The organism is Acinetobacter seifertii (genome assembly GCF_000368065.1).
Taxonomy (GTDB): Bacteria; Pseudomonadota; Gammaproteobacteria; order Pseudomonadales; family Moraxellaceae; genus Acinetobacter; species Acinetobacter seifertii.
In genome coordinates, this window is the sequence record NZ_KB851200.1 from 853,825 (window position 1) to 877,351 (window position 23,527).

The following is a 23,527-nucleotide window of genomic DNA, read 5'->3' on the forward strand; positions in this document are numbered from 1 at the left end:
AATAAAGTAGTTCTAGGGCAATTATGTTGGGTGTTAGATGACATAAACACTATTGTTATCTGTTTGGGATCGAGAAGGATGTGCAGATGATGCATAAGTTATTTAAAAAGGCATTGAATGGTGGGCTTTTTGTTATTTATAGGCTGGTAGAGATTTTCTGGCAAGCTTCTAATTTATATAATGCCTTAACAATTAATAACTTTATTCGGTTCTAAAAATGAAAATTTCTAAAATTTTACTTAGTGTCATTGGATGTGGTTGCTTCATGTTTAGCTCAGTAGCGTTGGCAAAAAACAACTCTGGTGTATTTTCACCTCAAAAGGGTGTAATTTGTGACAAATACATATGCGCAGACAAAAAAGGTATCTCAAAAAAACTTACAACTAAATACTTAGGTCCTTATAAGGCGAATAAGGCTTTCTCTCAAGGCGATTTTGATACTTCAGCATTTACACTCTCAAATGGTGTGTTCTGTGATACCAAAACAAAACTATGTCATGTCGATCGATACTTTGAAAATGGACATCGTAGTAAAATTGATAGAAATACGACTGATAAGTTATTTAAAAATAAATAAATTTTTTAAAAAATTATATAAAATTCTGAATTAAAATAACCTGCTAAAAGCAAATTTTTTACCATGTACCCTGCTAACTATCGACTAATGGTGGGGTTTTTTATTATTAAGTATTTCTGTAATATCAATTTAATAGTATAAGTTGGAAAAAGCCAAATAATTGATTTTAGAAAGTAAAAGGGAGGAGTTCATTTTTTAATAGTTTGAATTAAATAATTATTTATCTTAATTCGCGTTGAGGTTGTATAGACGTTAATAACTAGGAAATATGATCAAGTAACTGCTTCTTATTTTAGGTTTAAGCGTCTTTTCCATTAGGACTTTTTAATGAAAAGTGAAAATGGGTCTTTTTATTTTTAAGAAAAAGCATAATTGATTTGAGATGGGATTTACATGTTGATGTATACAATTAGATATGTTCATCGGAACAATACTTACTATATCGCTTCAAATAGCGAGGGAAAATTTATTATTTTTGAATCACTTGATTCAGAGTTCCGAATGGGCCATCAAATTTCTTATGAGAATGGGACAATATTTAATTTGACACTAAATGACGAAACGGATGCAGTTATTAAGCTGGAGAGTAATGAAAAAGGAGCCTATGAGTACTTACATTTAATTAAGTAAATAAGCTTTGTTTTTTTAGAAAAAACTATGCTATGTTTATTTTGCGCTTTAATGATGAGCAAGTTTAATTCATGAACTGTTTACTAAAAAAAATCAATACCACCACCACGACCTTCAGAAAAGGCTGCGTGTGATTTTTTATTAGAGCGACTTAATAAGATAACCAAACCCAGCCAATAATGGCTGGGTTTATTTTTCTCTGCACATTATTGGTTTTTTACAGAGAAAGATTATGGATAAAAGTCATAACTCAAAATCAGCTTTACTTGTTATTGATATGCAAAATGGCCTATTCAATGCAAAGTCGAAACCTTGTAACCATCAACTCATACTTTCAAATATTCTTAAGCTGATAGAACATCACCGATTGAATAACAGACCTATTATTTTTGTCCGTCATGTGGGTGACAAAAATACACCCTTAGATCCAGATAGTCCGAATACTCAACTAATAGCAGACTTATCTTTTAATTCAGATAAAGATTTTGTTATTGAGAAAACTTATCCGAGTAGCTTTAAGAATACGGACTTAAAAGAACTGTTAGAGAGACTTGATATTGAACAAATTATAGTAACTGGAATGAAAACTGAATATTGTATAGACACGACTATTAGAGCTGCCTCAGAGGCTGGATATAAAGTAATGGTTGAACCGTACCGGGTTTGTCGGAGACTTTTTTATTTAAGTTAGGCCACCTGACCTAACGGGTTAATCTTATCATAGTACATTGCTTCAAACTCAAAAGGCGATACATAACCCAGTGCACTGTGTACACGCTTTTTATTGAACCAATCTACCCAGTTTAGTGTCGCAAGTTGTACATCTGCTAAACCTTGCCAATCTGCTTTTAAATATTCAATCACCTCTGTTTTGTATAAGCCATTCACCGTTTCAGCCAAAGCATTATCGTATGAATCACCAGTTGTACCGACTGATGCTCGTAAATTTGCTGCTTCCAAACGATGGGTGTAACGAATAGAAAGGTATTGCACGCCTCTGTCGGAATGATGAATTACATTCTTTGGCATACCGCGAGCATGTAACGCTTGTTCCAGTGCATCAAGGACCATGTCTGTATTCATCCGTGTTGATACTTTCCAGCCAACAATTGCCCGTGAGAAAACATCAATCATAAAGGCGGTATACACCCAGCCTGAATGGGTTTGAATATATGTGAAGTCTGCGACCCACAGCTGATCTGGATGATCAGCACTAAAATTCCGTTTCACCAAGTCGGCTGCTCGTTTTTGATCATCTCTGCTACGTGTCGTTTGTTTGTTCTTACCACGCCAAACACCTTGTATTCCTAGCTGTTGCATCAATCGAGCAACTGTACAGCGCGCAACAATATAACCTTCCCGTTTCAGTTTTTGCCAGACTTTACGTACACCATACCGACCTGAACTTTCCTGCCAAATTCGTTTAATTTGTTCAGCATGATGCAGGTCATGTAGATCTCTTTTCGCTCGATGTTCTGGATTGTCCGCAAGATCTAAAGTTCGATAATAGGTTGAAGTTGCGATTGGTAGAATTCTACAAATCGCCTCAACACCGTATAGGTCTTTATGGTTATGAATGAAATCCACCATTATTTGTGTGGGCGGTCGAGCTCCGCCTGGGCGAAAAAAGCAGCTGCTTTACGTAGAATTTCATTGGCTCGCTGCAGTTCTTTATTTTCGCGTTCAAGTTGTTTAATGCGTTCTTGGTCTGAAAGCTGCTGTACTTTAATTGGATTCTGTTGATTCAAATGCTTCTGATGCCAGGAACGTAGTGTTTCAGGAGTACAGCCAATCTTGGGAGCAATTGCTGTGATTGCAGCCCAAGTAGAAGGATAATCTTTTTCGGATTCAATCAATAATTGAACCGCTCTATCTCTGATTTCAGGGGTGTATTTTACTTTTTTCATCGGGACATTCTCTCAAGAAAAGTGGTCTCCGACAAACCCGGTACGGTTCAGGTAGCCTCTGATGCACATACTACATTTGATTCAATACATTTAAGTGCCCAATATATAATTGATCATCACAACCAGATTTTTAGGAATGCTTTCGCTAAGGTAAACACTACAGAAGAGCTTATCTGTTAGTTTTAATTTATAAATAAAATCGTAAAGATAAGTGCTCTGATAGGTGTTTGAATAGTCTTACAAGGGCATGATTTAGCAAACTCAAAATGTCTTTTTTATTTTTAAGTATTTCTGTAAGATCATGGGGTTGCTTTAAACAACAATAAACCTTAATGATCAGCGCAAAAGTCATAAGGGGAAGCCTACTTGAAAGAGTAGGCTTTTTTTATTTTTAATATGATAGCTTTCCGAACTTGCATCACTGAACTTAAGATGTAGAAATTTATTTTTTAGAATGGATGAGTTTAAGTTCCAAATTCTTCAAATCTATAACTTGATTAGATGAATCAACAAGTTTTAATTTCAGTTCTTCATCGGTACTTTTAGCAAAAACTTTGACTACATCTTTACCTTCTTCAATAAAATTACCACCTGACTCAAGCATCGCGAGTAGAACAATATTTAGGCTTTTACCTTTTTTAGTGAGTAAATATTCTTTACGCTCTCGTACGCCAACTTCTTTATAAATTGATAGCTCGAATATTTCTAATTGGACAAGATGTTTGAGACGATCGGTTAAAACTTGCTTTGATATACCTGTATTTTCTAAAAAATCATTAAATTTCGTTACCCCATAGAAAGCTTCTCTTAATAATAAGATCGTCCATCTGTCATTCAATATTTCTGTAATTTTGAATATCCCACAGACGTCTACGGGAAATTTATGTTCTGGAATAAATTGATTTGACATTAGAGAAGGCTCCAATTAGGATGGGTCTTTAATTAAGACCCAGCATTAATTCAGGTAGCATTATGCCATTTATAAATATACAAACTATAGAAGGTTTACTCGATAAAGACAGTAAGGCTGAACTTTTTAAACGCATAACAGACTTATTTGTAGAAATAGAAGGTAAAGGTAATCCTGCTTTTCGGGAACATGTCTGGATTCGAATTGATGAATATCCACCTGAGCAGTGGCAATTAGGGAGCTTAAGGCCAACGAAGGAAATGATCGAGTTAATGACTTCAGCAAAATGATTTATCAAAAGCCCTATGAGTAGGGCTTTTATAATTGAATATGATTTTATTCAAAATATGATTGCTATTTCTAATTAAATTCAAAATAAAAGTTTAGCGACTTTATCGCCTGATTTATCAACTTTTAATCTATTGATAAACATTATTTTCCTTTTCAACCCAACTGAGTTTTGACAAAATGCAACAGGCCATTAGGGTCAAGAAAGACTTGACCAGATATGTAGCTTGTGGGAATTTTGCAGTAATTTTGCAAGCAATCTGTTTATTTTTATGTAATTCAAATGTTTGGAACTAATTTCTAATGGAAACACAATATAAGGTTTTATGTGTCTGTTTAGGAAATATTTGCCGCTCACCCACCGCTGAAGTGGTTTTCAGACATTATTGTGATAAGCATCAACTCAATGTAATCGTCGATTCGGCTGGAACGAGCAATTATCATCCAAATAAAGCACCTGATCAGCGTAGCCAAATGCATGCTAAAAAAAGAGGCTATGATTTGTCGTCTTTACGTGCTAGACAACTTTCAACTCGAGATTTTTTAGATTTTGATTTGATTTTGGCAATGGATCATCAAAACTTTGAAGATATTCATGATTTGCTACAAAACGCTATATTTCAATTTGGCAGTCATCAAATTCGAGCAAAAATTGCATTAATGAGTGAGCATGATCCGCAATATCCAAAACAAGCTTTGCCTGATCCTTATTATGGTGGTGAGGAAGGCTTTGAGCGTGTACTTGACCAATGTGAATCAAGTACTTTAGCGTGGGTTAATATCTTAAAAAAACAGTTGAATGTTTAGGAATAGGTTTTTCAATACAATGCAAATTCAAAATCAAGTACAGCTTAAGCCATTCAACACTTTAAGTTTAGATGTGACAGCTTCTCATTACACTAAAATCACATCTATCGAAGATATTAAAGCTGCTTTGGATTTTGCTAAACAGCATGAGTTAAACGTACTTGTTTTGTCTGGCGGTAGTAATATGTTGTTGCCGCAGCAAATTAATGCGCTAGTTATACATCTTGATATTCAAGGTATAGAAGTTTTATCTGAAAATCAGGATTTTGTTCAAGTCAAAGTAGGTGCAGGGCAGGTTTGGCACGATTTTGTTTTATATAGTACTAAGCAGAACTGGTATGGATTGCAAAATTTAGCACTTATTCCTGGATTAGTTGGTGCTTCACCAGTACAGAACATTGGTGCTTATGGCGTTGAAGTTGGTGAGTTCATTGAGTCAGTGCAAGTTTATGACCGGCAATTTAAAGAGATCAAATCAATTTTAGCAGCAGACTGTCATTTTTCTTATAGACATAGCATTTTTAAAGATGATCCGACACGCTACATCATTACGCATGTCACCTTTAAATTACCTAAGCAGCCTCATTTAAAGTTAAATTATGGTGATTTAAAGCAGGCAGTTGGAGACAATCTAACTGCTGAAAATTTACAAAATCAGGTTATTAACATTCGACAAAGTAAACTTCCTGATCCTAAAGAATATCCAAATGTAGGAAGTTTCTTTAAAAACCCAATAGTAAATGCGCAAGAATTTGAACGTTTAATCACACAATTTTCAACAATTCCACATTATCCTCAAGCTAACGGTAACGTTAAAATTGCAGCTGGTTGGTTAATTGATCAAGCAGGTTGGAAAGGTAAGCAGTTGGGTGTGGTGGGTATGTTTCACAAACAAGCATTGGTTTTGGTGAATTATGCCAATGCATCTCTTGCTGATGTGAAGAAAACTTATCAGGCTGTACAGCATGATGTTGATCAGCATTTCCATGTTATGTTAGAACCAGAACCTGTGCTTTATAACAGTTTAGGTTTAATTGAAAATCATACGGAATAGTTTTATGCCAAAAGTACATTTAATGGTACGTTTTGTACAAGTAGTCACTGTGCTATTTGTACTATTAGGCTGTTTCGTAGTTTTTTTATATTCACCATTTTATTCAAAACTTATTGTAGCTGGGCTTAACTATTTTGTGCCTGTGGATGTGAATGAAGTGGCTGCGGAAAGCCAGAGAAAAGCTGCCTTAAGTGAACATGATAACTTAGAGCCAGGTTCAAATTTATGGATTGCTCGTCAAGCTTATTTAAAGTTGACCGAAGATGCTTTACGTGAGAAAAAAGCAGCAGATTTGGGCTACATACAAGAAAACTATAAAGCTTTGCAGCAAATTATTCTTTTAGAAGAAAAAGAACAAGAAATGGAAGAAGAGCAAGAAACTTCAGCTGTAAGTGTTCCTTTAGTTGCTAAAAACTCAGAAATAGATGCAGCTGATGAAACAAGTGGTCCTATTGATGAAGCACTTTTTATTAACAGCTCAGAAAATAAAGCGCTTACAGAACAATACACAGAGTTTTTGACAAGAAAACCTGTAGTACCCGAGCATCAAAAAGCGGTAAGCGAGCCTGAGCAGAAAGTTGAAGATGTCAGTAAAAATACACTTCAACCTCAACCAAAAAAAATGTCAGAACCTTATGCAATTGTGGTGTTAGGTGGTGGTTTAACTTTAGATAAAAATGGCAAAGACATTGTAGTTAATAGTTATACACGTTTAAGACTGGAAAAAACGTTAGAAGTTGAGCAACAAAATGACCTCCCGATTGTGTTGAGTGGTGTTGAGGCACCCTATATGCAGACATGGCTAAAAAAGCGTGGGGTCGATGCAAAGTTATTAGAACAAAAAAGTATGAATACTTGTGAAAATACTCGTTTTAGTTCGTTACTGCTTCAAAAGAAAGGTGGTGCTCCTACGGTAATGTTAGTCACAGATGAATATCATATGCCGCGTACACGTCGCTTATTTGCTTTGAATGGTATTGAAACGATTCCTGTTATTGCCCCAATGCCAACAGCACTTACACGTTGGCAACCGAGTGTACAAAACTACGATCATAGTCGTCGTGCAAATTATGAATTACTTGCGACAATTCGTGACATGCTATTTGGTTCAAGTGATTGTCGAGAGGTGCCTTAATGTCTGAGATCCCATTTCTCAATCCTGCCGTATTAAAACAATTAGATTTACCGGTACCTAACCGTGATCTCACTCCGCAAGTTTTAAGCCCTCTTAATTTAAATACATTAGAAGAACCTTCTCGTGAACTTTTAGCATATCGCAAATTATACGGTTTACATTTACTCGACTGTGATCACTGGCAAGGCTATGTCCAAATGCCTTTATTCCGTCTGCATGTTCAAGTTTTTAAGCCTAAATTAGACAAAGTACAAGGAACTGTCTGTTTATTACATGGTTATCTTGAACATAGTGGAATATATCAGCCAATTATTCGTGAAATACTTGAACAGGGTTTTAGTGTAATTACCTATGACTTACCTGGTCATGGTTTAAGTAATGGTTCACCAGCAAGTATTCAAAATTTTGATCATTACCAACAAGTTCTGATGGCTGTTTATCGATATGTTAAACATGCAGATCAGTTACCTAAACCTTGGGTAGGGATAGGTCAAAGTACGGGTGGTGCAATTTGGATGCATCATTTGCTTGAGTATGCAGAAAAACGCCAAGATCCAATTGTTGACAGAGTTTTATTACTTTCACCTTTAATTCGCCCAGCTAAAACAGCATGGTGGCATAATCCAGTGGGACTTGGCATTATTCGCCGCATTAAACGCCAAGTACCAAGACACTTTAGACGTAATAATCATAATCCTGAATTTTTACGTTTTATTCGTTTAAAAGACCCATTGCAGCCACGCATGATGGGGATGGACTGGATTTTGGCAATGTCGAAATGGATGCAGGAAATGGAAGAACGACCTGCTTGTCGTATTCCTGTCTGGTTGGCGCAAGGTGCATTAGATCAAACAGTAGATTGGCGTTATAACATTGAGTTTATTCGCCGTAAGTTTAGGCTTCAAACCTTATTAATGCTTGAAGAAGGGTCTCATCAATTAATTAATGAGCGTGCAGATATACGTGCAGCTTTAACAGGTTTGATTCCAGCCTTTTTACATGCAAAGCCAAAGCATTTTTATTATTAAAAAAGTAATGCACTCAATCTAGTCAATAGATTGAGTGCATCAGTTAATTAAATCAGATGATTATTTTAAACTCTGATAAAGCTCAACGAAGTTTTTATAGACCGAAGATTGTTTCTGTGGAGAATACATATTGCGCTCAATAATACCTTTGTCAGTTTTAACTAGAACATTAATGTTTTGAGCATTTTTAAATTCCTGTAAGAATTGACTTGGAATAATAAAGTATGTCGTCGAGTGCTTAGGAACAAGTCGACTAACATTCGTTTTCTCAGTAGCTTGAGCTGGTTTATAACTAAACTGCTTTCCATCGATATCAAATACTAACGAATTAATATCATAGAAGTTGTAACTACTACTTAAATGAACATCTACACGAACTTGATTTTTCTGTTTTTCATTCCATTTAACCAGTAAGCTTGGACGTAATAATCCGGACAACGCCACGTTCAACAGGGGCCTTACCTGTAACCTCACCAATTTGCTCGCAAATGACGACGGTTTCGCCTTTTTTCACCAAGCGAGCAAGGTAGCCTTCAGCTGCATGGTAAGGAACACCTGCCATAGGGATGGGTTCACCATTGGCTTTGCCACGATGGGTCAGGGTAATCCCGAGAAGTTTAGCGGCCTTGTGTGCATCTTCAAAGAACAGCTCGTAGAAGTCACCCATACGATAGAACATCAAAGAGTGCGGATGTTGCATTTTGACGCCCATGTACTGTTGCATCATGGGTGTGAGTGTGGACAAATCAGTTATGATTCCCGAATTGCTCATGTAGGTGAAATCCTTAAATCTTTGAAAATGCACAATATAAAAATAGACCGAGCGACACCGCTTACCGTGTGTATTTATGCGCTATGAACAGCTATTGTATGAATGGCAATATCTTAGCAAAATTGAAAACGACTAAACAATAAATCATCTATAAAGCGAACAGTTGTTAAACAGCCAAGTGATTATTGCTGTAGGCATTAGGTGTAAAGCAAAAATAAAAAAGCCTAAACATCTGTTTAGGCTTTTTAAGATTTAAGGCTTATACAGACCGAGTTCAGTCAGCTGCAACCGTAGGATACGACGTAACTCAAGAACAGCTTCAGGCGTTTCTTGAATAGAATGTCCACCTTTAATAATCTTCTCAGACAATGCACCATCTAGATGGGCACTCGTATAAGGCACGACATCGTCTGTAATGATATTGATGTCATCACTTTTGGTCGCATTCCCCATGATGCTGTGGAATTTCATGCCTTTGTATGGAACGACGTTTTTAGTTAACCGAGTGAAGTTAGAGTTCTTGCTGAGATCACTTGGCCCATTTTGTATGAGTCCATTATCTACATCTTTAATAAATTCTTGTAGGTCAGGGTCACTACTTTGTATAACATCGGTCAGTGCCCCCAAAAATGCACCTGGTAGACGAATGACTTTACGCGCCGCGAGGGTAAACCAGCGGTCAGCAAACTCTGTCCCACGATGTGGCGCTGCTAAGAAAATGGCCCGACTGAAATTTGGAATCGGTTGAATGTCGAGGCGCGATTTAAACAGAGGATCATTTTTAAATTGTTGCACACGTCGATTGGGTAGCAGTTTCATTGCCGCAGGGGTTAAGTCAGCATCGCTTACCAAAAGCCGCGCAATAATACCGCCCATACTATGACCCACTAGCACGGCATCCTTTTTGGCAGGCGCTTTGCTATCGACCAAATTAAAACTTTGTTGAATGATTGCATAGATTTGGAAACGACTTTCCAAAATTGGCATATTGGTCGAGTAGAACACTTGCCAGACTTGATAGTGTTCACGTAGCACGGGATCGCCCATGACATCATTCGTCAAACGAATCCATGCCTCTGGACTACTGGCTAGTCCGTGAACGAGCACCACCACTTTTTTATTTGGGTTGTACGGCTCAAGCATGTATAGGTGCGGCATAGTGAGGCGTGCATCACGATCAATCAGTGATAAATACGCGGCTTTACCTAAATTGTTTTGTGCCAACCATAAGCCATAAGGCGCAGAAAAGTTTGCAGCAAGAGGGTAACTTTTGCCTGCAATTTTCGCAGATTCAAACTTATAGGGATCATAAGCTGAGATTTCAAACTCAGGGTTGTTTAAGATCTCATCGATATTGGATGCAGAGCGTGGTTGTGCGGTAATAGTCGCTGCTAAATAACGGGCATTGTGAATGTTAGGATTACGACCATTGGTGTACTGATAATGCAGTGGATCGACAATATATTTGGCTTTTTCTGGTGAGGTGTCATTGTGCTCGGGTGGGAGGACAATCAGAAACTCTGAACCAAAACCATCGCGACGTGTGATAGAGCGTAGGCCTGAAAAGTTCATATTGTAAGTTGACATCAGTTGTTCAACTTGACGGTTTTTTAAAAGTGGGTAGTTGTCATAATTTATGCGGTAAATACTTTGCCCCACTTTTATTTGATTGCCGACTTCAGATGGCCCATGGCGTAAGCGATAACTATTTACAAGCTTAGCGATAGCTTGGTTATAAAAGTCACGGAGTTGGACTTGTCGGTTATCAAAAATACGGTCTTGGGGGCCACGTTTGGTGTTAAACATGTAGGCATAACTGTAGCGAATGCTTTTATCCAGCATGCCGAGTTGTTGATCTAGGCAGCTTTGGTAGTTTTGTTTTTGCAGTGCCTGTTTTTCTTCAGACTGTGTCTTGGCTAAAATACTGACTTTACAGGCAGATGATTTTTCTAAGGAAAGTGCTTTAGCGAGATACAGCTCGCTGGCAGTAGAGAGGAGCTGTTCATCCTGAATTTGTGGAATCTGTTTGAGTTCGCTGACACATTCTTCAGGTTGCTCTGAACAGATTTTGGCTTCTCTACCCGTCATAGACAGCACGTTTAGACTCGCTTCACTGAGCTTATCCCGCGTTAAAATACTCTCACGCTCATTGGTAATCGTGACGTTCAGTGATTGATTTTTCACACTGACCACTTGGCAACCACTCAAAAGCGAAACGAGAGTGGTCATCATCAAGGTGCTACGGATGTATTTAGGCATAAAAAGCGTCGACTACCGTTTATTCTTTTGAATTTTTTAAATCATACGATAATTCTCGGATTTATGTAAGCATCCGCTGAACGCCATCGCCAAGTTTTAACGGGGTTCAGGTTTCCAGCGGTGAGGTAGTAATTCTTCTATTTGGGGCACTTTATGTGTTGGCAACCTTTTCAGCACATCACTTAAATAGGCATACGGATCCAAGCCATTCAGCTTTGCTGACTGGATTAAAGTCATGATATTGGCAGCTCGTTGACCACTGCGCAGCGAACCTGCAAATAGCCAGTTCTTACGCCCCAAGGCCCAGGGACGCATTTGGTTCTCTATCCAATTATTGTCAATGGGTAGATTGCCATCATCCAGATAGCGGCTTAAAGCAGTCCAACGTTTTAGGCTGTAATTGATCGCCCGGGCGGTTGGAGAACTCGATGGCACCGTCAGCTGATGTTGGTTGAGCCATTCATATAGTTGTTGCATGACCGGTTGACTATGCTGTTGTCGGTATTCGCAGCGGTCTTCCGCTGTACCATCCGTCTTTTTTCTTAATTCTGCTTCTATCGCATATAATTTCTGAATCAGCACTAATGCCTGTTCAGCGACCTGACTTTTCTTGGTCACATGTAGTTCATGGAATTTACGACGTGCATGTGCCATGCAGCCCACCTCAATGACCTGACCTGATCTAAAGCGTGCTTTATAACCACTGTAATCATCACAGACCAAATGACCCTGCCAGCCTTTCAGGAAGTCTTCAGCATGCTGGCCAGAACGGCTATCTTGAAAGTCATAGATCACTGCCTGAACTGGATTGTACTGTGTGCTGGCATAGGCCCAGACATAACCTTTTTTGGGCTTTTTCTCATTTTCACCCATCTGCATGACCGTCACCGGTGTTTCATCTGCATGGATCACCTGCTGTTGCAGTACCACCTGTTTTAAGGCATTGGCCAGAGGTTCCAGTTCCACCCCACAGCGGCCAATCCAGTCAGATAACGTTGATCTAGACAGATCAACACCTGCGCGTAGAAAGATTTGACGTTGACGGTACAAAGGCAAATGATCGGCATACTTTGACACCAGCACATGGCTAAGCAATTCAGGTGAAGCAATGCCTTTATCAATCACATAGGCTGGCATCGCTTGCTGAGTCAGAGTGTCACACTGATCACAGACCCATTTACCACGCACATGCTGTTCCTTATAGAACTGTGCCGGTCTGAAATTCAGTTTTTCACTGACATCTTCACCGATACGACGCAAGGTACAGCCACAACTGCATTGTGTTGATTCAGGTTCATGCTCAATACGGAGGGTGTGTAGATGATCTGGCAACAGCCGACGTTTAGGTTTGTTGACTGGGGCTTTCTGTGCAGCTGCATTGGTTTTATCTGCATTCAGTCGTTCCAGTTCCAGATCAACCGCTGCAATATCTTCTTCAACCGCTTCATCCCAGAGATGGATTTGTTTTGCGGTTAGATGTTCGTTTTTACTGCCGAATTTATGCTGTTTAAATAGTGCAAGCTCATGCTCGTATTTTTGATTGAGAATAGAAAGATGTTGAACTTTAGAATCTAATTGCTGATTGGTGACTTCAAGATGTTGAACTCTGGCATCTAATTGCTGATTTGATTGTTCCAGTTGTTGTTTAGATTGTGCCAGAGACTGATGCTGCATCGCCAACTGTCTGGTAAATTCCAGCAGTTGTTCATGGGTCAGTTGGCTTAAATCAGGCAGCGTATTCATGACCGCAGTATGCCTGAGGTCATGATGCAGAGGAAATAGAACGTTTGGAGAATAGCAGAATGGATGAGCCTGGTTTAGAGCATTGTTACCACTTGCTGCAGTCCGATTCTTTGCCAGGGCAAACCCTGGATCAGTGCCTGTAACTGCTCCGGGCTGATCGCCATACTTTCACCCTGGTGAACTTTAGCCCAGTGGAATTTCCCCTGTTCCAGCCGCCGGGCACACAGCCAGATACCCAGTCCATCATGCACCAGCACTTTCATACGATGGCCACGCTTATTACAGAACAGGTAAGCGCAATGCGGTTTGATGTAGCCAAAGGCTCTCAGCACCTGAGCCATGGCTGTATCCATCCCTGCACGCATGTCCATCGGCTGGGTAGACAACCAGATCTCATCAATACGAATCATTGAGTCAAACCCTGGATCAGCAACAGTAATTCAGTTACTGACTCCACCGGCCAGTCGATCTCGATCATCTGATCCCTTGCGGAACTTGGTGCCTCATGTAATGGAATCCTGATATGAGCGACAGCTTTCTTCTCTGGCACAGGTGGTAGAGGTGCTTCTTGTTTGACTGGAGTCGGGTGAAGAATGACCGGAAGAAAGTCAGTCTGTGGAATGGATGGGGTTTTTAATGCAGGGGGCATTGATCTGGACTGACGAATCCATTTATGTAGCAGATTGGCATTGATCTGATGTTGCATTGCTACCTTGGCCACTGATGTATCTGGCTGCTGGCATTGCTGAATAAGTTGATGTTTAAATTCAGCTGTGAAGGTTCGACGGGGCTTTTTTAGCGTTGGTGCACTGTCTATAACTGTCTTTAAATCCATAAATAGGTGTCCACTTAAATTTAAGTGGACACTATCGCGGTATTAATGAGTTAGAAAAAGTGGGGTTCAGCGGACGCTTACGCTTGGACAAAGTTCTGTAGGTAAGCAATTAAGCTGACCAGCTGTTTTTAGCTCAGATGTTGCTGTCGTGGTATTAGACTTATACGAGGTTGTGCTACAAGCTGCTGTAAGTAAACAAGTACCTAATAAAAATAGGGCTTTTTTCATAATGTAATTCCAAGAAAGCACGTTTAATATTATTTATCTTAAAGATGATAAATTTTACCCCTCATTAAAGAGTTTTTGGACTTAAAAAAGCAAATGGTTTCGTAACTTTAAATTCAGATGTCGCGTCACCTGCATAGATATGGCTCTGCTCAGGTCCAAGATCAAGTCTTCGCGTTTTACCGTCTTTAAAATTTATTTTCTTTAAGTCAACCCAAAATACATTTGGTGATAAGGCTGACTCAAAAAAATAAAGCATCTGTTTATGGTCTGCAACAGTTCTCCAGCGAGTCGATGAAATATTAGGCTCTTCTTGTGTGTTTAAACCGTATGGAACCGATGCATTACGAATTACGCTAAAGACAGAAGCCTGCGCTTGTTTCATATCATCATTTTTAGGAATTGCATTGATATAGAATGAAGCGCGAGCAAAACGGTCAGAAGCTCGGTTTGTACCAGGAAGCATAACGGTACCACCAATTTGTTTCCAATATTCTGCCAATGCCAATTGTTTATCAAAAGTAGGTGAGTTAGTCATGATTTGATAACTTCGGCTGTGGTGAATAACTTGCTTGCCACCAATGTATTCAATAATTGCGCTATCACCCGTTTTATCTGAAATAGATAAATGTAGTGTCGTTAATCTCGTTTCACCTGGAACGCTATCTGTCACAATTGTATAAGGTTCTTTCTCAAGGGCTTTAACAGCTTCATCTACGGTTGCGAAATTATCAAGTACATATTGTGCCCAAGCGGCAATACTTAACAGTGGTTTATTTGATTTTTTTACATCGGGATATTGAGATTCAACTAGCCATAATACATTTGCAACTAAACCAGCCTCATTCATTCCATCGGTCGTAGAGACTTCGTAACCGGTTGCAATAACGCTGCCATACTTAGAAGTCCATTTTATTGATTTAGATCCTGCACTTCCATCACGGGCAACACCACTTGGCAAAATCCATAAATTTGTACCCGTATCAACCTTCCAGTCCATCGAGCGAGCAGTAATAACATGTTGATTATTGCCTAAATAAACTGCACGTGTACAAGCAACTGCATAGCTACTTAAACCTACAGCCAATGCGACAAAAGATGAAATGAATGTTTTCTTTAACATGAGAATACACCTTCTTGTTATAACAATTTGAGGATATTTATTTAATAAAATTAAAGTATGTGTATTATTTATACTTTTATAGTAGGTGAAAAATACATTAAATACAAACTAAAATAAGAAACTAATTTAAGTAGAAATCACATATAAGTTTAAAATAGAAAAGAGCATCACACTTAACTATGATGCTCAAATTATCAAGTTAATATAAATTAAAAATGGTTGGCATCAGCCATATTCCACATTCGGTAATAAAAATTATCACCATCATTATTAAGTTCAGATTGTAAAAGCTCTCCATCTTTTAAGAAAAAGTGCAATTGAGCATAATTCTTAATTTCACGGTCATTTACACGTTGTGCCAAATGGTGGGCTTTAATATCCGAAGGATGGCGTAAGCCAGCAGCAGCAATCATTTCAGATAAAGCATGTAATGTATTTTTATGAAAATTAAATACACGTTCTGCTTTAGTGGGCACATGTAAGGCTTTTTGGCGATCTTTATCTTGGGTTGCTACACCTACAGGACACTGATTCGTATGGCAACTTTGAGCTTGAATACATCCAACTGCGAACATGAATCCTCGTGCTGAATTGACCCAATCTGCACCTAATGCAAATGTGCTAGCAATATCAAATGCACTAATAATTTTACCACTTGCACCAATTTTAACTTGGTCTCTTAACCCTGCACCTACAAGTGTATTATGTACAAAACGTAGGCCTTCACGTAACGGTGTTCCAATATAATCACTAAACTCAATTGGCGCTGCGCCAGTTCCACCTTCAGAGCCATCTACTACAATAAAATCAGGAACAATTTTGGTTTCAAGCATTGCTTTCACAATGCTCATAAATTGCCAAGGTTGCCCAATACACAGTTTAAAACCAACAGGTTTGCCGCCAGATAAAGTGCGTAACTTTTGCAAAAAGTGCATCATTTCAATTGGTGTAGAAAAACTTGAATGTTTTGCTGGAGAAATACAATCGTGATCCCGTGAGACACCACGAATTTCGGCAATTTCAGCAGTAATTTTATGCTTAGGTAAAATGCCGCCATGCCCGGGTTTAGCACCTTGTGAAAGCTTTAACTCAATCATCTTGATTTGTGGTAGTTGAGATTGTTTAGCAAATTTTTGCTCGTCAAATTTTCCATCTAAAGTACGGCAACCAAAATAGCCACTGGCAATTTGCCAAACAATATCACCACCATTTTCTAAATGATAAGGACTGAGGCTACCTTCACCTGTATCGTGATAAAACCCGCCTAATTGTGCTCCTTTGTTTAATGCGCGTATTGCATTTGCACTTAAACTACCGAAACTCATGGCAGAAATATTCATAATAGAAGCGCTATACGGTTGAAGGCATTGGCTATTACCAATTTGAATCCGAAAGCTCTTTGGGTCTGCCGGTGGACATGGGCTAATTGAATGAACAATAAATCGGTAATCTTCTTGATATACGTTAATAATTGAACCAAAAGGTTTATCTGCATTTTCATTTTTAGCACGTTGATAAACTAAACTTCTTTGCATGCGCGAGAAGGGTAGTGCATCTTGGTCGGCTTCAATGAAATATTGGCGAATTTCAGGACGTATGTCTTCAAATAGAAAACGAAAATGGCCCATGATCGGGTAATTTCTTAAGATAGAGTGCCTATTCTGTAATACATCATATAAGCCTAGTAGACTTAATACACCTGTAAGCACCCATAATCCATTGAGTAAAGTATCAGAAATAAAATAATAGATACTATGTGGGGTATATACAGTTCTGAACCAAGTGATACTAAGTGCAGTAAAAATACATAAGAACCAGAGAGAATGGCGTGAAAAAAATGTATTGAGAAATTTATGTCGAATAATTTGTGCTGGACTCGCCATATGTGAACAAATTCCTAATGTTTTACTGGTAGATACCTTGCCAAGAAGAAACTTAAACTACAAGTATGGAATTGTTAGTTTCAATGACGTGGAGGTCAAAAGTAGTCGATGATGCTTAAGATTAAAAAGTTTAATATTCTTATATGCCCAGAGCACTATTTACTCATTTTTTTAAATTTGGATATTTTAGATATTATTAAGTTTTAGATTAGGAATAATTTTAATAATATTTATATATTATACTTTTAATATGAGCGTTTATTAATTTTAAATATGTGAATAATTACAGAAATAAATTTTTTTAAACCGAGCTTTAATATTATAAAAAATAGTTTTTTATGCTTATTGCTGTTTTCTTAAATATTTAGCTAGGCTCTTAGAGCCTTGTTTGCTTGTAATTTGATCATAAGTGTAAATTTTGACTTGTTGATCTGATATTTTTTAGATTTGTTTTTTGGTAATATTTGTAGATTGATATAGTATTTTAGACCGATCTTATTACAACTATATAGCACTCTAAAAATTAAGTAGGGAATTGGGATGAGCTGGAAATTATTAACAATTTCTGTTTTTTTTACTGATGTATTTTTATTAGTTTTAATGTTTTATCTAGGTTATGATTTTGAAACTTTTAAAAAAGTTGCTTTAGTTGAATCTTGTCTAGTTGCAGTTGCTATCATTTTTGATGCTATGGAACAAAAAAAGAAACCTATTTTTCCAGGAAGTATTGTCTATCCCTTGTTAGGTATTTTATTTATTTTAGGCTTCACACCTATTCTTGATTTTTTTGCAGTAAGACCTAAAGGATTTCATACTTGGGACATAAAAAATATTTTGATCATTGATGAATATAGTGAAAATTATCAATTTAATAAGTTGGCTTGGTACGGAAAGGCTTATGTTCAACTTAGCTTTGCGATGGTAGGTGGTGTGTTGGGGTTCATTTTTCATTTGGTATTCAGAAATACTTAAGCAAGTATTTCTTTCTTTATAAATAGTTTTCTCTTGTTCTAAAGTTAAGGAAATCAATCAAAGTATGTTCTAAACTCTTAGAATTCTTATTCATTAAATTTTAATTTCTTATTCATTTAAAATATATAGAATTATAAATATGTCTATTTTTTAATCTTTTAATCTAGGATTAGTTCTAAAAATAATAAAATATAAAAAATGATGGTAAAATTTAACTAGTGAATTTTTATGATTTTTTAATAAAACTAATAAAAAAATTGAATAAAATTACCGGAAATTTCTTTAAAAAGTGGTATATACCATATAAATACTCATAATTGAGATATCCATCGAAATTTAACTTGTTAATAGATATTTAAAATGAAATGAATAGCTGTATTTTTGTTGTTTTTTTGTATGATGCGGGCACAGTAGAGTAAAAAAAAAGACGCTTTGAAAAAACAGTCAAAGAAGCTAGTGATTGGATTGGGGAAGGCTAGTTTTTACATCTATTAATTCTTATTGGCGTAATGTAAAAAGGTTTTCAATCATGAAAAAATCTCTCATCGGTTTATCTGCAATTGCTATGGGTTTAATGTCTATCACCGCCGCAAATGCTGCAACGGCTACTGGTACATTAACTGTTAAAGCCACTATTACGAATAGCTGTGTACTTAATACTTCAGCTACAGGCACAACTGCAAATGCAATCTTAGACTTCGGTACTTTAAGTTCTCTTGCGAGCAATGTAGATGCAGATACCACAACGACAGGTGGTACAGCAATTAAAGTCCTTTGTAACAACACTGTGCCATGGACGCTGGCGTTTGACGCAGGTAAAAATGCTCAGACTACTCAACGCCGTATGATTGGCGGAGCAACAAGTAACGAATATATCCCTTATAACCTTTTCTCTGATACTAACCGTGCAACAGCAATTGGTATTGCAACAACAGCTTATAGCGGAACTGGTACTGGTTCAGTACAAACAGTGAACGTATATGGCCGTATCCCTGCTGGTTCAGTTTTGCCAAGTGCTGGTAGCTATGTTGATACAGTAACTGTGACTGTGACTTATTAATTTTTAAATAAGTTCTGTTCATTGTTGTCGCTAGCTCTTTTGTAAGAGCTAGCTCTAGCTTAATTTGAGAAAAGTAATTCTGGGCAAGTTATGAAAAAAAATATCTTTGTTGCTACAAGTTTATTGTTATTTTTGCCTAGTGTGTTAAATGCTGCCTCAATACGTCTTTCTCCTGTGAATGTTGAAATATTGAGTGATCAATCTGCGTCCTCAATTAGTTTATATAACCAGTCAAATGAAAGTGCTGATTTACAAATACGTATATTTGAATGGACTCAGAATGCTGGACAAGATCAATTAATTCCAACAGATGATATTGCAATTAGTCCGCCTTTCTTAAAATTAAAACCGAATGATTCTTATAATTTGCGTGTAGTCCGTATTAAGCCAGAACCAATTTCTGGTGAAAAAACTTATCGTATTATTCTTGATGAATTACCAAAACCTATCGATAGTCGTAAAGCATCTCAAGGTGTAAATGTATTACTTCGCTCATCATTACCTGTATTTGTAGTGAATAAAGATGCGATTACAAAACTGAGTTGGTCAATACAGCAAGAACAAAACAATGCTTATCTTACTATTAGTAATGTTGGCAATCGCCATGCGCTTTTAAATAATTTAACACTTGTGGATACTACTTCTAATAAAAGTTATCCGATTAAAGTAAATACCGTAAATGGTTATATTCTTTCTGGAAAGTCAAGAAACTTTAATATTAGCCCGGATTTTAAATTCCAAGCTGATCATAAATATAATATTTCATTGAATATTAACGGTAAGCCAGCATCTCTTTAAAGAGGCACATATGAAATATCTCGTAAGTGCTTTGTGTGTTATGTACTTGCCGGTTCATGCTTTTGCTGAATCATTACAAGACAACACTAATGCCGCTTTGCCTAATATTCCGGAAGTTACAAACTCCGCTTTTCAGACCTCTGGTTCTGATAAAGGCTATATACAACTATTTTTAAATATTTCTATCAATTCTAATACTTCTACCGACTTAATATCGGTACATCAAGACCAAGATAGAAAATTATATATACGCGTCCATGACCTAAAAGCCTTAAGACTGAAAATGGATGAACATATCCCTGACAGCCAATGGGTATGTATTAACGAACTGAAAGGAATCCAGTTTAAGTATCTGGAAAATGAGCAGTCTCTAAACTTACAAGTTCCTGCGAGTATGCTGAGTGATTATTCTGTTGACTTAACTGGTCAGCCGACTACAAACACCAACTTACTAAAAATGAAACCATTAAATGCTGCAATTCTGAATTACAGCATGTATCACACCATTACCAATGATGAGAGTATTTTCTCAGGTTCGGCAGAAGGGATTTTCAACAGCGCGCTTGGTAATTTTTCATCAGGCGTTTTATATAACGGTAGTAATGAAACGAGCTATAGCCATGAAAAATGGGTACGACTGGAAACTAAGTGGCAATATGTAGACCCTGAAAAAGTCAGGATATATACCCTAGGTGATTTTATTTCCAATAGTTCTGATTGGGGCAGTAGTGTGCGTCTGGCTGGTTTGCAGTGGTCGAGTGCCTATACCCAGCGTGGTGATATTGTTACCTCGGCGCTGCCACAGTTTTCCGGTTCAGCGGCGCTGCCTTCTACACTGGACTTATATGTTAACCAGCAAAAGATTTATTCAGGCCTTGTTCCTTCAGGTCCATTTGATGTGAAGCAGCTCCCGTTTATTTCAGGGAATGAAGTTACACTAGTCACTACCGATGCAACAGGTCAGCAAACCATTACTAAGAAACCTTATTACTTTTCATCGAAGATTTTGGCAAAAGGTATAAATGAGTTTTCAGTCGATGTTGGGGTTCCGCGCTACAACTACGGACTGTACTCAAATGATTATGATGATGCCACCTTTGCCTCTGGTGCAATTCGTTATGGTTATAGCAACTCACTGACTTTAAGTGGTGGTGCAGAAGCTTCCACAGATGGTCTTTCCAACGTGGGAACGGGCTTTGCCAAGAACCTGTTTGGTGTTGGGGTGATTAATGCCGACATTGCTGCAAGTCAGTATAAAGATGAAAACGGCTATTCGGCTCTGCTTGGTTTAGAAGGGCGAATTAGCAAAAATATTTCGTTTAATACCAGTTACCGTAAAGTATTCGATAACTATTTTGACTTGGCACGGGTGTCGCAAATTCGATATTTAAAAGAAAATCAGATTAATGCTGAATCACAAAACTATTTAAACCACAGCGCGCTGGCAGACGAGATTATTAGGGTAGGGATTAATTATAACTTCTATCCGGGTTATGGTGTTTATGTCGGCTATAACCAGATTAAATACAGTGATAACTCATATAAGTTACTGTCTGCTAACTTAAGCGGAAGTTTAAACAAGAACTGGGGCTTTTATAGTTCAGCTTATAAAGACTATGAAAACCATAAGGACTATGGCATTTACTTTGCGCTGCGCTATACGCCATCTAGCAGAGTCAATGCAATTACAAGTGTATCTAATGACAGTGGTAAAACAACCTACAGACAAGAAATCAATGGATTTACAGATCCGCAAATTGGTTCATTCGGATGGGGTGGTTATGTTGAGCGGGATCAAGATGCACATGCTAACAATGCATCGGTCTATGGATCTTATCGAGCACGGGCTGCGTACCTGACAGGTCGCTATAACCGAATTGGAGATAATGACCAAGTTGCACTTTCAGCGACAGGATCTTTAGTTGCAGCAGCAGGCCGTATATTTGCGGCCAATGAAATTGGAGATGGTTATGCTGTTGTCACCAATGCTGGACCGAAAAGCCAAATTATAAATGGTGGAGTAAATTTAGGAGAGACAGATAAGTCAGGAAGATTCTTAATTGCGAATTTAAGACCGTATCAATCTCATCATATCTATCTAGACCCATCTTATTTACCACTCGAATGGGATGTGACAACGACCAATCGAACAGCACTTGTGGGCTATCGCCAAGGAACTTTAGTTGACTTTGGTGCTCATCGAGTTGTTTCAGGATTAGTCAAAGTTGTAGATAAAAATAACTCGCCATTGTTACCGGGTTATAGCGTCCGAATTAATGGACAACAAGATGCCGTAGTGGGCTATGATGGTGAGGTCTTCGTTCCAAACCTATTAAAGCAAAATAAACTTGAAATAGACCTTCTTGATCATGGTTCATGTCAAGTTAATTTCACTTACGAAAGTCAGCAATACAGTGCTAAAAAATTGGGGCCTTATGTATGTCAATAAGTATTGTAAGTCATAGTTCCTACATGCTAGCCAAAAAGTTTTCATCTACTTTAAAGTATGTTTTAGCTAGTTTATTGTTATTTGTACTTTATGCTTTTTTTAGTTCAGCACATGCTGCCTGTACGGTAACTGGAATCACAAATAGTACTTATAATTATACAGCAGCAACGATTAATAGTGACGCTACCATTACTTATACAGGAACTATTCGCTGTACGAACGGTGGAACTACTGCTCAAATATCAAAATATATGTGCATGAAAACGGTATTTACTGGTGCAACTACTTCAAATAGTAATGTTTCATTACCTTATACGGTTATTGCAACTGTAGGTGGAGCAGGTTCTTCTACTACAAATCAAACTTCAAATGTTTGGTATGGTCCTGTTACTACGGTGGCACCGAGTAATATTATTAGTTACTCAGTAAGTGTTAAAGTTCCAGCAAGATCGGGCTCTTTAACAGCCTATCCGGTAGGGACTTATATTGGCTCCATTCAAGTATTTTGGGACATGCAAGCAAATTCGAGCAGTGTATGTGAGGGTGATAGTGGTGGTGGCTGGGACTCGGGTAATATGACGATTACAGCTAACTATGTAGTACCAAGTTTCTGTCAGCTAGATTCAACATCAAATGTCGATTTTGGCAATATTAGTGATATTGGTACAACAAGTCGTGACTACACGGCTCAAGGTGCGATTAATGCAACTTGCAACAATGGAACACCTTATAGCATTTATTTGGGTGACGGCAATAACCGTATAAGCGGTGGATTTAGACGTATGACCAATGGAAGCAGTCAATATATTCCTTATCAGTTATACAAAGATTCTGCTTATGGTACAGTGTGGGATGCTACAGGTGGTACAACAGCGGTGGGTGGTTCTGGTGGAGTGTCAAAGACAGGATCTGGCACTAGTCAAATTTCAAATGTATACGGAATAATTCCACAAGGAACAGCTATTTCAAGTACGCCCGGTAACTATTCAGATAGCATAGTTGTTACAGTGACCTATTAATTATTTACCAACTCACTATTCACTTAAAGTAAGCAGATGGTGAGTTGGTAAGT

Annotated in this window: 21 protein-coding genes, 4 pseudogenes and 1 other annotated feature; of the genes and pseudogenes, 14 read left to right on the forward strand and 11 right to left on the reverse strand. The window is 37.8% G+C overall.

What is annotated here, in order from left to right; all coding sequences use genetic code 11:
• Positions 1 to 217: 217 nt before the first annotated feature.
• The 3 genes from F985_RS11455 to F985_RS11465 all read left to right on the forward strand — a co-directional run bounded on the left by F985_RS11455 (position 218) and on the right by F985_RS11465 (position 1,898).
• Positions 218 to 577, forward strand: a complete 360-nt coding sequence (locus tag F985_RS11455) for a YcgJ family protein (protein ID WP_025469117.1) — start codon at positions 218 to 220, stop codon at positions 575 to 577.
• 399 nt (positions 578 to 976) lie between these two features.
• Positions 977 to 1,207 (forward strand): hypothetical protein, encoded by a 231-nt coding sequence (locus tag F985_RS26115; protein ID WP_031944457.1) that lies wholly within the window; start codon positions 977 to 979, stop codon positions 1,205 to 1,207.
• A 232-nt stretch (positions 1,208 to 1,439) separates the two neighbouring features.
• Positions 1,440 to 1,898 carry a cysteine hydrolase family protein gene (locus F985_RS11465; protein WP_004701089.1) on the forward strand — a complete coding sequence of 153 codons (459 nt, stop codon included), beginning with the start codon at positions 1,440 to 1,442 and terminating at the stop codon, positions 1,896 to 1,898.
• On the opposite strand, the gene F985_RS11470 is transcribed toward F985_RS11465, so the two are convergent.
• Positions 1,895 to 3,114, reverse strand: a protein-coding gene (locus tag F985_RS11470; protein WP_085945696.1) for an IS3 family transposase whose coding sequence is annotated in 2 segments (ribosomal slippage) — positions 1,895 to 2,838 and positions 2,838 to 3,114 — 1,221 coding nt in all. Because the reading frame shifts where the segments join, the coding sequence is not laid out codon by codon here. The genes F985_RS11465 and F985_RS11470 overlap by 4 nt on opposite strands.
• Positions 2,723 to 2,839, reverse strand: a sequence feature (AL1L pseudoknot). (Overlaps the previous gene by 117 nt.)
• A gap of 45 nt (positions 3,115 to 3,159) precedes the next feature.
• On the opposite strand from F985_RS11470, the pseudogene F985_RS26120 reads away from it, so the two are divergent.
• Positions 3,160 to 3,294: pseudogene (locus F985_RS26120) on the forward strand (cysteine hydrolase family protein); the annotation flags it as partial.
• Between the two features lie 262 nt (positions 3,295 to 3,556).
• Here the strand turns inward: F985_RS26120 and F985_RS11480 are convergent.
• The gene (locus F985_RS11480; RefSeq protein ID WP_004701090.1) at positions 3,557 to 4,024 is read right to left on the reverse strand and encodes a winged helix-turn-helix transcriptional regulator; all 468 of its coding nucleotides are present in this window, start codon (positions 4,022 to 4,024) and stop codon (positions 3,557 to 3,559) included.
• A gap of 62 nt (positions 4,025 to 4,086) precedes the next feature.
• Here F985_RS11480 and F985_RS11485 point away from each other — a divergent pair, with 62 nt between their 5' ends.
• The 5 genes from F985_RS11485 to F985_RS11505 all read left to right on the forward strand — a co-directional run bounded on the left by F985_RS11485 (position 4,087) and on the right by F985_RS11505 (position 8,336).
• Entirely contained in the window at positions 4,087 to 4,314 is a 228-nt protein-coding gene (locus F985_RS11485) for a tautomerase family protein (RefSeq protein WP_004701091.1), read from the forward strand.
• 301 nt (positions 4,315 to 4,615) lie between these two features.
• Positions 4,616 to 5,119, forward strand: a complete 504-nt coding sequence (locus tag F985_RS11490; RefSeq protein WP_004701092.1) for a low molecular weight protein-tyrosine-phosphatase — start codon at positions 4,616 to 4,618, stop codon at positions 5,117 to 5,119.
• Between the two features lie 19 nt (positions 5,120 to 5,138).
• Positions 5,139 to 6,173, forward strand: a complete 1,035-nt coding sequence (gene murB / locus F985_RS11495; protein ID WP_004701093.1) for a UDP-N-acetylmuramate dehydrogenase — start codon at positions 5,139 to 5,141, stop codon at positions 6,171 to 6,173.
• 4 nt (positions 6,174 to 6,177) lie between these two features.
• Positions 6,178 to 7,308, forward strand: coding sequence for a YdcF family protein (locus F985_RS11500; protein ID WP_004701094.1), 1,131 nt, complete (start codon positions 6,178 to 6,180; stop codon positions 7,306 to 7,308).
• On the forward strand, positions 7,308 to 8,336 hold the full coding sequence (locus F985_RS11505) for an alpha/beta hydrolase (RefSeq protein ID WP_004701095.1): 1,029 nt from the start codon (positions 7,308 to 7,310) through the stop codon (positions 8,334 to 8,336). Before F985_RS11500 ends, F985_RS11505 begins: the two co-directional genes overlap by 1 nt.
• Before the next feature lie 60 nt (positions 8,337 to 8,396).
• Here the strand turns inward: F985_RS11505 and F985_RS11510 are convergent.
• From F985_RS11510 to F985_RS11545, 9 genes and pseudogenes are all read right to left on the reverse strand, one after another.
• Positions 8,397 to 8,762, reverse strand: a pseudogene (locus F985_RS11510) (hypothetical protein); the annotation flags it as partial.
• Positions 8,758 to 9,108, reverse strand: a pseudogene (locus F985_RS11515) (MutS N-terminal domain-containing protein); the annotation flags it as partial. The pseudogenes F985_RS11510 and F985_RS11515, both read right to left, overlap by 5 nt.
• A 252-nt stretch (positions 9,109 to 9,360) precedes the next feature.
• Entirely contained in the window at positions 9,361 to 11,367 is a 2,007-nt protein-coding gene (locus tag F985_RS11520) for an esterase/lipase family protein (RefSeq protein WP_004701098.1), read from the reverse strand.
• 96 nt (positions 11,368 to 11,463) lie between these two features.
• Entirely contained in the window at positions 11,464 to 13,110 is a 1,647-nt protein-coding gene (locus F985_RS11525; RefSeq protein WP_001094416.1) for an IS66-like element ISAba17 family transposase, read from the reverse strand.
• Positions 13,111 to 13,184: 74 nt separating this feature from the next.
• Positions 13,185 to 13,520 carry an IS66 family insertion sequence element accessory protein TnpB gene (tnpB, locus tag F985_RS11530; protein WP_000618090.1) on the reverse strand — a complete coding sequence of 112 codons (336 nt, stop codon included), beginning with the start codon at positions 13,518 to 13,520 and terminating at the stop codon, positions 13,185 to 13,187.
• The gene (gene tnpA / locus F985_RS11535) at positions 13,517 to 13,945 is read right to left on the reverse strand and encodes an IS66-like element accessory protein TnpA (RefSeq protein WP_000364662.1); all 429 of its coding nucleotides are present in this window, start codon (positions 13,943 to 13,945) and stop codon (positions 13,517 to 13,519) included. The genes tnpB and tnpA overlap by 4 nt, the downstream gene beginning before the upstream one ends.
• A gap of 69 nt (positions 13,946 to 14,014) precedes the next feature.
• A pseudogene (locus F985_RS25695) lies at positions 14,015 to 14,173 on the reverse strand (hypothetical protein); the annotation flags it as partial.
• A 64-nt stretch (positions 14,174 to 14,237) separates the two neighbouring features.
• A complete protein-coding gene (locus tag F985_RS11540; RefSeq protein ID WP_004701100.1) occupies positions 14,238 to 15,293 on the reverse strand; it encodes a linear amide C-N hydrolase in 1,056 nt (351 codons plus the stop codon).
• 209 nt (positions 15,294 to 15,502) lie between these two features.
• A complete protein-coding gene (locus tag F985_RS11545) occupies positions 15,503 to 17,176 on the reverse strand; it encodes an FMN-binding glutamate synthase family protein (RefSeq protein ID WP_004701102.1) in 1,674 nt (557 codons plus the stop codon).
• A 540-nt stretch (positions 17,177 to 17,716) separates the two neighbouring features.
• On the opposite strand from F985_RS11545, the gene F985_RS11550 reads away from it, so the two are divergent.
• The 5 genes from F985_RS11550 (at position 17,717) to F985_RS11570 (ending at position 23,474) form a co-directional block, all read left to right on the forward strand.
• On the forward strand, positions 17,717 to 18,148 hold the full coding sequence (locus F985_RS11550; protein ID WP_004701104.1) for a hypothetical protein: 432 nt from the start codon (positions 17,717 to 17,719) through the stop codon (positions 18,146 to 18,148).
• Positions 18,149 to 18,677: 529 nt separating this feature from the next.
• Entirely contained in the window at positions 18,678 to 19,208 is a 531-nt protein-coding gene (locus tag F985_RS11555; protein WP_004701106.1) for a Csu type fimbrial protein, read from the forward strand.
• A 90-nt stretch (positions 19,209 to 19,298) separates the two neighbouring features.
• Positions 19,299 to 20,006, forward strand: a complete 708-nt coding sequence (locus F985_RS11560; protein ID WP_004701109.1) for a fimbrial biogenesis chaperone — start codon at positions 19,299 to 19,301, stop codon at positions 20,004 to 20,006.
• 40 nt (positions 20,007 to 20,046) lie between these two features.
• On the forward strand, positions 20,047 to 22,455 hold the full coding sequence (locus F985_RS11565) for a fimbria/pilus outer membrane usher protein (RefSeq protein WP_081401356.1): 2,409 nt from the start codon (positions 20,047 to 20,049) through the stop codon (positions 22,453 to 22,455).
• A complete protein-coding gene (locus F985_RS11570) occupies positions 22,446 to 23,474 on the forward strand; it encodes a Csu type fimbrial protein (protein ID WP_025469120.1) in 1,029 nt (342 codons plus the stop codon). The genes F985_RS11565 and F985_RS11570 overlap by 10 nt, the downstream gene beginning before the upstream one ends.
• Positions 23,475 to 23,527: the final 53 nt, after the last annotated feature.

Coding starts and splice junctions, on each gene's coding strand:
- F985_RS11455 (WP_025469117.1), top strand. CDS start 218: ATGAAAATTTCTAAAATTTTACTTAGTGTCATTGGATGTGGTTGCTTC.
- F985_RS26115 (WP_031944457.1), top strand. CDS start 977: ATGTATACAATTAGATATGTTCATCGGAACAATACTTACTATATCGCT.
- F985_RS11465 (WP_004701089.1), top strand. CDS start 1,440: ATGGATAAAAGTCATAACTCAAAATCAGCTTTACTTGTTATTGATATG.
- F985_RS11480 (WP_004701090.1), bottom strand. CDS start 4,024: ATGTCAAATCAATTTATTCCAGAACATAAATTTCCCGTAGACGTCTGT.
- F985_RS11485 (WP_004701091.1), top strand. CDS start 4,087: ATGCCATTTATAAATATACAAACTATAGAAGGTTTACTCGATAAAGAC.
- F985_RS11490 (WP_004701092.1), top strand. CDS start 4,616: ATGGAAACACAATATAAGGTTTTATGTGTCTGTTTAGGAAATATTTGC.
- murB (WP_004701093.1), top strand. CDS start 5,139: ATGCAAATTCAAAATCAAGTACAGCTTAAGCCATTCAACACTTTAAGT.
- F985_RS11500 (WP_004701094.1), top strand. CDS start 6,178: ATGCCAAAAGTACATTTAATGGTACGTTTTGTACAAGTAGTCACTGTG.
- F985_RS11505 (WP_004701095.1), top strand. CDS start 7,308: ATGTCTGAGATCCCATTTCTCAATCCTGCCGTATTAAAACAATTAGAT.
- F985_RS11520 (WP_004701098.1), bottom strand. CDS start 11,367: ATGCCTAAATACATCCGTAGCACCTTGATGATGACCACTCTCGTTTCG.
- F985_RS11525 (WP_001094416.1), bottom strand. CDS start 13,110: ATGAATACGCTGCCTGATTTAAGCCAACTGACCCATGAACAACTGCTG.
- tnpB (WP_000618090.1), bottom strand. CDS start 13,520: ATGATTCGTATTGATGAGATCTGGTTGTCTACCCAGCCGATGGACATG.
- tnpA (WP_000364662.1), bottom strand. CDS start 13,945: ATGGATTTAAAGACAGTTATAGACAGTGCACCAACGCTAAAAAAGCCC.
- F985_RS11540 (WP_004701100.1), bottom strand. CDS start 15,293: ATGTTAAAGAAAACATTCATTTCATCTTTTGTCGCATTGGCTGTAGGT.
- F985_RS11545 (WP_004701102.1), bottom strand. CDS start 17,176: ATGGCGAGTCCAGCACAAATTATTCGACATAAATTTCTCAATACATTT.
- F985_RS11550 (WP_004701104.1), top strand. CDS start 17,717: ATGAGCTGGAAATTATTAACAATTTCTGTTTTTTTTACTGATGTATTT.
- F985_RS11555 (WP_004701106.1), top strand. CDS start 18,678: ATGAAAAAATCTCTCATCGGTTTATCTGCAATTGCTATGGGTTTAATG.
- F985_RS11560 (WP_004701109.1), top strand. CDS start 19,299: ATGAAAAAAAATATCTTTGTTGCTACAAGTTTATTGTTATTTTTGCCT.
- F985_RS11565 (WP_081401356.1), top strand. CDS start 20,047: ATGTACTTGCCGGTTCATGCTTTTGCTGAATCATTACAAGACAACACT.
- F985_RS11570 (WP_025469120.1), top strand. CDS start 22,446: ATGTCAATAAGTATTGTAAGTCATAGTTCCTACATGCTAGCCAAAAAG.